The organism is Verrucomicrobiota bacterium, assembly GCA_016871535.1.
In the GTDB taxonomy this organism is placed as follows: Bacteria; Verrucomicrobiota; Verrucomicrobiia; order Limisphaerales; family SIBE01; genus VHCZ01.
On record VHCZ01000270.1, the window covers coordinates 1 to 8,334 of the forward strand.

Below are 8,334 nucleotides of genomic sequence, written 5' to 3' on the forward strand. Positions count from 1 at the left end.
TCAACTTTTGTGTCTGACGCACAATCTGCTGCTCCTCTTCGAGCACGACGTCCTGGGGCCGGCCGGAGTCCAAAACCAGGCCGAAGATCGCCGCCGGGCCCAACGATTGGCCGTGGCCAAAAAGTTAGTGAAGAAAAAATCTCTCCCCTGGCCAAAACTCCTGGATTTGCTTCACCGCGCCACTCAGCACAGCGTGAAACTTATTCGCTGGCTGCGCGCCCATTTTTTCTCTCCAGCTTCCTGTAGCCAAGCCTTGGCCTCCCTGCGCCTACTTTATGCCAAATCTTGAACCGGAATCTTGGACACCATTCAACTCATGCATGACTTCCACGGCGCGGTTCAACCGGCGGCACTTGGGAATGTCGAGTGACGAATGTCGAATGTCGAATGTCGAAGACGGGCGCAGTGGCTGGTGCGCGCAGGGCTTGCCAAGCTGGGATGGACGGAGGCGGAACTGGCCGCGCGGAAGAACGGTGACAAGTCGAAGTTGAAGCTGGCGGTGAAATTGCGGGCGGAGACGACGACCTGCCTGCCGGCAGGCAGGTGACCTTGCAGTGGATTGCCGCCCGGTTGCAGATGGTGACGGGAGCGAGTTTGTCGAATCTGCTGTCGGCGCGGCGGCGGGGACAAGGATAGTGTCAATATGTGGGACTGACCCCGTTTCTTTCACTTTCCACTCACGCTTTTCGTGGCCAAGCTTCCCGTTTCTGTCTGTTCCGCGCGTTCCTCGGGCAACCTCGCGTTCCGTTTACGGCCCGGGTCCTGCGTCTTGGAGAGCCACTTGTTGGCCTGGCGGATCAACAAACACAAACTCCAGCCAGCCGTTGAGCATTTCGTCCCAGGTTTGTTCACCCCAGGGCACGGCGCGCGTGGGATCGGGGTTTAATGGATTATCTCGGGAATTATCCCAGAATCCCGTGAAGGTGATGGTCGTTCCCTTGGGCGTGAACAACGGCTCTCGGAACCGGTAAACGCTTTGCCAATTGAAATCATAGCTGGGGACCGAAAGCAGCCGTTCCGTGCGGCCGTCCGGGAACTTCGCTTCATAATAGGCCCGCACGCCGCGGTAGTGCATGTGCGGCATGAGCGACAAGATGTGCGCGTCTTCCGGGAAGGTATAACTCGCTTGCTCGCGATGAGCGGGCGCGCCGGGCGGAATCTCAAAGCGCCATTTGGCCAGAATATTCATCATGGCTTCCTGCTTCGGTTTTTCCTTGGCCAGGATGATCCCGATCGAGGAACGGTCCTGCTGTTCTGTCCCGTTCGGGGTGTAATGAACCTCGAACCTGAGTTTGGCGCCGGCGGGAATCCGCTTGGCCACGCCGTCCGGGAACATGGCCGGCATGTCGCCCGGCGCCCAGCCCACGAGAATTGAAGTCGTTCCGTCCTTCGCGAAGATCCGTTGGCCTTGCACCTGCATGTACACCACGATGTGGTGAACGACCTGGCGATTGCCCGGCCGCGCCTCCGCCGCTTGAAACCAAACATCCTCCTTAAAACCCGGATCCACCTCATAATACTTATACGGCACCACGCCCGTCGCCGGGACGGTTTCTTCAACCGGCATTTGCATCACCAAGTCCGGCGTCCCGATCGTCCAGCCTTCGGGAAAATCCTTGGCAGACGGAGCGGTCTCCTCCGCGCCGAGCGGGCAATCTTGCTCGATCCACGCCAGTAGCCATTCCCTTTCGCGGGGCAAGAGCCGCCGATCATTGGCAAAGGCGCCGTAATGCGGATCCGCATGCCAGGGCGGCATCCGTTCTTCCAGGACCGCTTCATAAAGCATCGCCGAGCGGCGCTTGGCCGCATCATAGGTCAGCAGCGAGAAAGGCCCGACTTGGCCGGGCCGATGGCATTCCTGGCAGCGCTGCTGAAGGATCGGCGCGATGTGCTTGGCGTAGGTGACAGGTTCCTGGACGCGCGGTTGATCCAGCCAAGTGATGGCGCAACCCGAAACCGTCGTCCCGGTCACGGCGATCTTCTTCGTTTCTATCCATTCTTGAAGGGCCAGTTTCAAATCATCGCGCGCCGCTTCAGGCCGGCGGTGAATCACCGTGTATTGGTCGTCGATGCGGCCGCGGTACCGAATGGCTCGATCGGCGTCCAGCAGGAAAACTTCCGGCGTGCGAGTCGCTCCGATGGACTTGGCGAACTTCTGATCGAAGTCTTTGAGCACCGGAAAGGGGATTTCTCTTTCCTGGGCGTGGCCAGCCATGCGGGCGAAGGAGTCTTGCGGATTGGAATTGATGCCCAGGAACTGCACCCCGCGCGATTCAAACTCGCCATGCAACGCGATGAGCCGCGGCACGTAGAGATTGGCCACGGGGCATTCCGTACCGAGGAATACGACGACATACGCCTTCTTGTCGGGAAAGCTGCCGAACGTGCGCGTGCGGCGATGGGTGTCCACAAGTTCAAAGTCCCTTACGATAGCTCCGAGCGCGGGCGGTTGAGCGTTGGGGAAAGTGGCGGTGTCGGCCGCCAGGGCCGCGCTGAGAGCGAGTAGGAGATCAATCATCATGGGCAAACGGATTGACTGCTAGGCATTTGCTTTTTCGACGTGGCTGGAGTGTGCCTGGCTGGGGGTGGCCATTCAAGGCGAAACGCGGCGGAATTGTCCCCTGGCAGGTGCTTGGTCGGCCTTCGGGGCTGGTGTCGGGGTTGCTGGGCGACCGCCCAGCAGCCCCGAAGGCGGTCGTAGCCTCCAGCCAGGCCGCTCAGGGCACCACAGCGGCTGGAAACGGGGTTGGCGCTGGCCGTCGAGGGCGCACCTCACCGTCGAGCGGATGCTCCGCCGCGCGCACGCCGCCGCCGCTCCACCGGTTCTCCTCGCCCTGAGCCTCAGCCCGTAACCGGTCACATGCATGAGTTTCCGTTCAATCCATTCGACATCACTTTCCACGAGGTCATCGAGACGTGGCCATCCACCCAGGCATTGCTCTTGTCGCAAACTCCCGGTCGGCGTTATGTTCTGCCGCATCGTCGATCACTCAACCCGATTCGTTTATGACCGCTCGAACAACCGGCCGGCGCGCCGGTGGATTCACCCTGATTGAACTCCTCGTCGTCATCGCCATCATCGCCATCCTGGCGGGGATGCTCTTGCCGGCGCTGAGCAAAGCCAAAGAGAAGGCGAGAAAGACGAATTGCTACAACAACCTGAAACAACTGGGCCTGGCCATGATTCTGTACGCCGACGATTCCAACGGTGTCGTTCCGCGCGGCAATGAACCGTTCTGGTGGGAGCTGTACATCCCTTACCTCGGCGGCACCAAAGCCAGCCGAGACCAATACGGCAGAATCAAAGTTTATACCTGCACGAGTTATCCGGACAAACGGCAGGTGATGTGTTACGTGGTCAACGCCTGGCAATTCAGCACCCCAAAAGACATGACCGGCTCCGAAATCGTTGGCCTCCAGAAGGTGGGTCGATTCCAAAATCCTACCGAGACGATTTATTTCGCCGACAATGAGAACGGATCCTGGCGCCCCATTTTCACTCTCACCAGCATCCTGGGCGCGGACGACCTCAACGACGTGTGGTCGCCGAATCACCTTCCGTATCCTTCCACTGCGGCGACCGCGCGTTTGAGTGGCGAGCGGCGAGTCGCCGCGACGCGGCACGGACAAGGCCCGAACTTGATGTACGTCGATGGTCATGCCGGCTGGAAGAATGCCCGCCGCATGACCGTCGAGGATTGGCGGGAGCAGAAGCCGTAACGAGTTTCACTGTCTTCAATTTTTCGTGGCTCGCCCGCCCCCGGCATCCTTTTCTCTGATGCCGAAGTCCGAAACTCAAAACAAATTCAAGAGTTGCATTGGGATAAACCCAAACCAAACGCACCGGAGCGGGTTATTCGGATTTCGAGATTCGAATTTCGCATATTCCTATCATTTAATTTAATGAGCATGATCACGCGATTAGTTTCCTCCGGACTCATCTGACTGCCGTCCGGTCGTTTGAACAAGGCCGGATCCAACAGCAAACTCTGCTGTTGCGCGACGCCTTCGAGCGACCGCCGCTTCATCACCACGCCGCGCGCCAATCCACCTTGACGCTGGATCGGAACGAAATTCGGCGACAAGTGCTTGTTGTCCGCCGCAAATAGCGGACAGAAGTAGCCGTCACCATCCGCAACAAGAAAACCATTCGGCGCAGTCAAAAAGGCGATGGGATTCTCCAAACCGAGAAAGGCCGTATCTTCCGCCAGAAGCGCCGCCTGTTCGCGCGACAGCGAGCCAGACGATTTTATCTGAATTTTTGCTCCGGGAGAGAGGAACCTGGCTGGAGAGCCTGGCGAGACACGAATTTCACGAATTGACACGAATTGGGAGAGCTTTCCATCTGCGGTTGAAATGGGCGCTGCTCGGAATTCGCGCAACTTCGCGTCTCTGGTCTCACGCAAAGATCGCCAAGGACGCAAAGGTCAGGCTGCGGAACCTCGCAAATCGCACCGTCACCGGGTGGCGGTAGCGGTCAGGCGCCATTCCTTTGGCTTCGCGCTCTTCGCGGCCTTTGCGTGAGGCTTCTCTCCCCCCCCCATTCAACCGATTTAACGATTTAACGTTGTAACGATTTAACGGAACTGGGGCAGGCTGGAAGCCCACCCTACGTCCCAAGAATCTCGTTCACGACGCGGCAGGGCTTGCCGTCGGTGATCAATTGTGGCTGGCCGTTGTGATGGTAGAAAAGCTTGGTGTGATCGAGGCCAAAGAGCTGGAGCAGCGTCGCATGATAATCGTTTGGGCTGACGGGATTCACCACAGCTTTGTGGCCGAACTCGTCCGTCTCGCCATAGACGGTGCCGCCTTTGAACCCGCCACCGGCCAGCCACGTGCTGAAGCCCTGGCCGTTGTGATCGCGCCCGGCCTTTTCTTCCGCGCCGTGATTCTCGGTCACGGGCAAACGCCCGATCTCGCCTCCCCAATGCACGACTGTGCTGTCGAGCAGCCCGCGCGCCTTCAGATCTTTCACGAGCGCCGCGGAAGGCTTGTCGGTCTTGCGGCAGCAGTCGGCCAGGCTTTTCTTGATGCTCTGGTGGTTGTCCCAGATTTGTCCGTTCACAAACAACTGCACGAAGCGCACGCCGCGCTCCACCAGACGCCGCGCAATCAAACAACGCGTGCCGTATTCGCGCGTGACCGGTTCGTCCAGGCCGTAAAGCTTCTTCGTCGCTTCACTCTCGCCGGAAAGGTCGAGCGCTTCCTTCGCCGCCGTTTGCATGTGCGCGGCCAGTTCGTAGCTCGCGATGCGCGCTTCCAGGTCGGCTTCGCCGGGATGCCGTTCCAGATGGGCGCGATTCAGTTCGGCAAGGAACGCGAGATTCTGCGCCTGCAAGGTTCCTTTCAAGTGCGGCGGCGGTTCCAGGTTGAAAATGCGCGGTTCTTTCGCGCGCACCACCGTGCCTTGGAACAGCGGAGGCATCCAGCCGTTGGACCAATTGCGCGCGCCATCGACCGGGTGCCCGCCCGGATCGGTGAGGACGACGTAAGCCGGCAGGTTTTGATTTTCGGCGCCCAGTCCGTAGGTCAGCCACGATCCCAGCGCGGGCCGGCCCGGTTGCGATTTGCCCGTGTTCATGAACCAGATCGACGGCTCATGGCCGTTGATGTCGGTGTGCATCGAACGGATCAGGCAGACGTCATCGACAATCTCCGCGAAGTGCGGCAGCAACTCCGAAACGTCCATGCCGCATTGGCCGTGCTTCTGGAATTTCCACGGGCTGCCGAAAAGTTTCTTCGTCGCCCGGTCGATGAAGCTGAATTTGATTTCACCCGGATAATCTTCGCCGCTGCGTTTGCTCAATTCGGGCTTGGGATCGAACAGGTCGATGTGGCTCGGCCCGCCGTGCATGAAAAGCGAAATCATGGCTTTGGCGCGCGGCGTGAAAAGAGTTGGCTTTGCTTTTAAGTCGAAGGTTTGCGGCGCGCGCGGGATGCTGGGCGGCGTGGCGAGCAATCTCTGTTCCTTCAGCAGCCAGGCCAGGGCGAGGCTGCCGATTCCGAGGGCGTTGCGGGTGAGAAACTGGCGGCGCGAAACGAAGGGCTGCGCGGGGAGGTCTGGACCCCATTGGTGATTGGGCAAGTTCATGCGAGCTTGCGCCAACCATCGCACAGGTGAACGCGGGATGAAAACAGCAAAATTATCCTCACTTAAGAACGGTGGGGCGACGCTCCTGCGGAGCCTTTCTTCGATGGCATTGGCTCGGCGGGAGCCTCGCCCCATTCTCGACTGAGGGCATACCAGCAAAATTTACTCGTCAACGCGTCGCCGGTTGCTTATAGAGTGCGTGCTTTCGGGATGAAAACGTTGAATGCCCAAATAAAGACAGCGCGTTACGCCGGCTTGATCCTCTGGCTCAGCGTCGTCGCAAGCTTCGCTCAGAATCTTTCCCAGAACCCGGCGCTGGTTTGGGACGCCACGTCGAAGACCTACAACGCCCAAAAGGGCGAGACCAACGTGCTCATGGCTTTCAACCTGACGAATACGGCACCGTCCGAAGTCGCCGTGAACGCCGTGCGCACCTCCTGCGGTTGCACGATTGCCAAGCTTCCGACGCTGCCCTGGCGCCTGGCCGCCGGAGCCAGCGGCCAGTTGGAGATTCGCGTGGACCTGCGCGGCAAGCGCGGACTCCTGAGCAAGATCGTGTCGGTGGACTCGACGGCGGGCCTGAGTTTGCTGACGGTCAATGTGAATATTCCGGAACCGGATCCGCGCGAATTGAATCAGATGATGGCGCTGGCGGACCGGCAAGCCGTCTTTCGAGGGGATTGCGCCACCTGCCACGTGCATCCGACCCTCGGCAAAACCGGAGAGGCTCTCTACAAAACGGCTTGCGGGATTTGCCATGAAGCCGAGCACCGCGCTTCGATGGTGCCGGACTTGAAGGCGCTGTCGATGACCAAGCCGACGGACAAGAATTACTGGGATAACTGGGTGCGCTTCGGAAGGCCCGGAACCCTCATGCCGGCGTTCACGAAGGCGGCCGGCGGCCCGCTGGATGACGCGCAGATCCAATCGCTCGTGACTTTCCTGAGCGATCATTTCCGTCCGGCCAAGAGCAGCGACTTCGGCGATCCTTTTGGCGGAACATCCGGTTCGAGCTTCTGAAAGCCAGACCCGAGTGGAGTGATGGAGTGTTGGAGTAGTGCGTTTCTGAGTTGCCCCAGCAGTCCAAAACTCCAATGCTCCAACACTCCTGACCCCCATGACCCCCGGCTTTTTCGTCACGTTCGAAGGCACGGAAGGCTGCGGAAAGAGCACGCAGATTAACCTGCTCGCCGAACGCCTTCGAAGCCTGGGCCATTCCTGCCGCGTTTTGCGGGAACCGGGCGGCACTGCGATCGGCGAAGAAATCCGGCACACCCTCAAACACAACGCGCCAAATCGGTCCATGACCGCCGAAGCGGAGCTGTTGCTCATGAACGCGAGCCGGGCACAATTGATCCGCGAGGTGATTCGTCCAGCCCTGGCCGGCGGGGAGATTGTATTATGCGACCGGTTTTATGATTCAACGACCGCCTATCAAGGGTATGGACGCGGATTGAATTTGGAGTTCGTTCGGACGGTGATTGACTTCGCCGTGGGCGAGACACGCCCGGATTTGACCCTGCTCCTGATGATTCCGGTCAAGGTGAGCGAAGAGCGCCGTCGCACCCGGACGAGTGCCGCCGGACCTCAGAGCGACCGCTTCGAGCAGTCCGGGCGCGATTTTTTTCTGCGCGTCGAGGAAGGTTACCGGGCCATCGCGGCTGCGGAACCGGACCGCGTCCGAGTGATTGATGCCGCGCAGGACATCGGGGCCGTCAGCGCGTTGATTTGGAAGGAAGTCTCGGCGCGTCTGCCGAAGTAGCGCAGAATCCGATGCCAGGATCAGGTTTTCCCCGAATTTACAGCGGCGCCGACTTCAGCGACCCTGTTCAGCATTGAGAGGGATGCTTGGACCGGAAGAGTCATAACGATCAGATCGACAATCTGAAACTGTTCATCGAGACGAACCAGATGATCGTCGAGAAGATGAGAACGGTTCTGGCCGATCTGCAAGATCGGATCGACGAAACCAAGGCGCAGCACGACCATATCGTTGATAGCGATTTGACGCGAGTCGCACGCGATGTTCCGAAGGTTAAGGTTCCTTCGGAGTGAGTTCCGCCTTGGCGGTCCATTTCATATATGGACCACTTAGTGGTCCATTTCATAAATACGCTCACGTTCGCGGCAAGGGATTTTTCGGCCAGACGAGGCGCGAGCGACGAGCATATCCCGAAGTGGATCTGTAAGGAGCAAGCAACGAAGTCTGGCGAAAAAGAACTGCCGCCCTTCGGGTTGCGCCG

Annotated in this window: 7 protein-coding genes; 4 read left to right on the forward strand and 3 right to left on the reverse strand. The window is 59.4% G+C overall.

Annotation, left to right across the window (positions count from 1 at the left end; all coding sequences use genetic code 11):
* Positions 1–748 precede the first annotated feature (748 nt).
* Positions 749–2,521 (reverse strand): redoxin domain-containing protein, encoded by a 1,773-nt coding sequence (locus FJ398_23385; GenBank protein MBM3840845.1) that lies wholly within the window; start codon positions 2,519–2,521, stop codon positions 749–751.
* 485 nt (positions 2,522–3,006) lie between these two features.
* On the opposite strand from FJ398_23385, the gene FJ398_23390 reads away from it, so the two are divergent.
* Positions 3,007–3,720: a type II secretion system protein gene (locus tag FJ398_23390; GenBank protein MBM3840846.1), complete on the forward strand. Its 714-nt coding sequence runs from the start codon at positions 3,007–3,009 to the stop codon at positions 3,718–3,720.
* Positions 3,721–3,806: 86 nt separating this feature from the next.
* Here FJ398_23390 and FJ398_23395 read toward each other — a convergent pair whose 3' ends face one another.
* Both FJ398_23395 and FJ398_23400 read right to left on the reverse strand, forming a co-directional pair.
* Positions 3,807–4,382: a hypothetical protein gene (locus FJ398_23395; protein ID MBM3840847.1), complete on the reverse strand. Its 576-nt coding sequence runs from the start codon at positions 4,380–4,382 to the stop codon at positions 3,807–3,809.
* Positions 4,383–4,609: 227 nt separating this feature from the next.
* On the reverse strand, positions 4,610–6,091 hold the full coding sequence (locus tag FJ398_23400; GenBank protein ID MBM3840848.1) for a DUF1501 domain-containing protein: 1,482 nt from the start codon (positions 6,089–6,091) through the stop codon (positions 4,610–4,612).
* Between the two features lie 210 nt (positions 6,092–6,301).
* Between FJ398_23400 and FJ398_23405 the strand changes: the two genes are divergently transcribed.
* The 3 genes from FJ398_23405 (at position 6,302) to FJ398_23415 (ending at position 8,146) form a co-directional block, all read left to right on the forward strand.
* Positions 6,302–7,111: a DUF1573 domain-containing protein gene (locus FJ398_23405; GenBank protein MBM3840849.1), complete on the forward strand. Its 810-nt coding sequence runs from the start codon at positions 6,302–6,304 to the stop codon at positions 7,109–7,111.
* A gap of 97 nt (positions 7,112–7,208) precedes the next feature.
* The gene (tmk, locus tag FJ398_23410) at positions 7,209–7,853 is read left to right on the forward strand and encodes a dTMP kinase (GenBank protein ID MBM3840850.1); all 645 of its coding nucleotides are present in this window, start codon (positions 7,209–7,211) and stop codon (positions 7,851–7,853) included.
* A gap of 86 nt (positions 7,854–7,939) precedes the next feature.
* Positions 7,940–8,146: a hypothetical protein gene (locus tag FJ398_23415; GenBank protein MBM3840851.1), complete on the forward strand. Its 207-nt coding sequence runs from the start codon at positions 7,940–7,942 to the stop codon at positions 8,144–8,146.
* Positions 8,147–8,334: the final 188 nt, after the last annotated feature.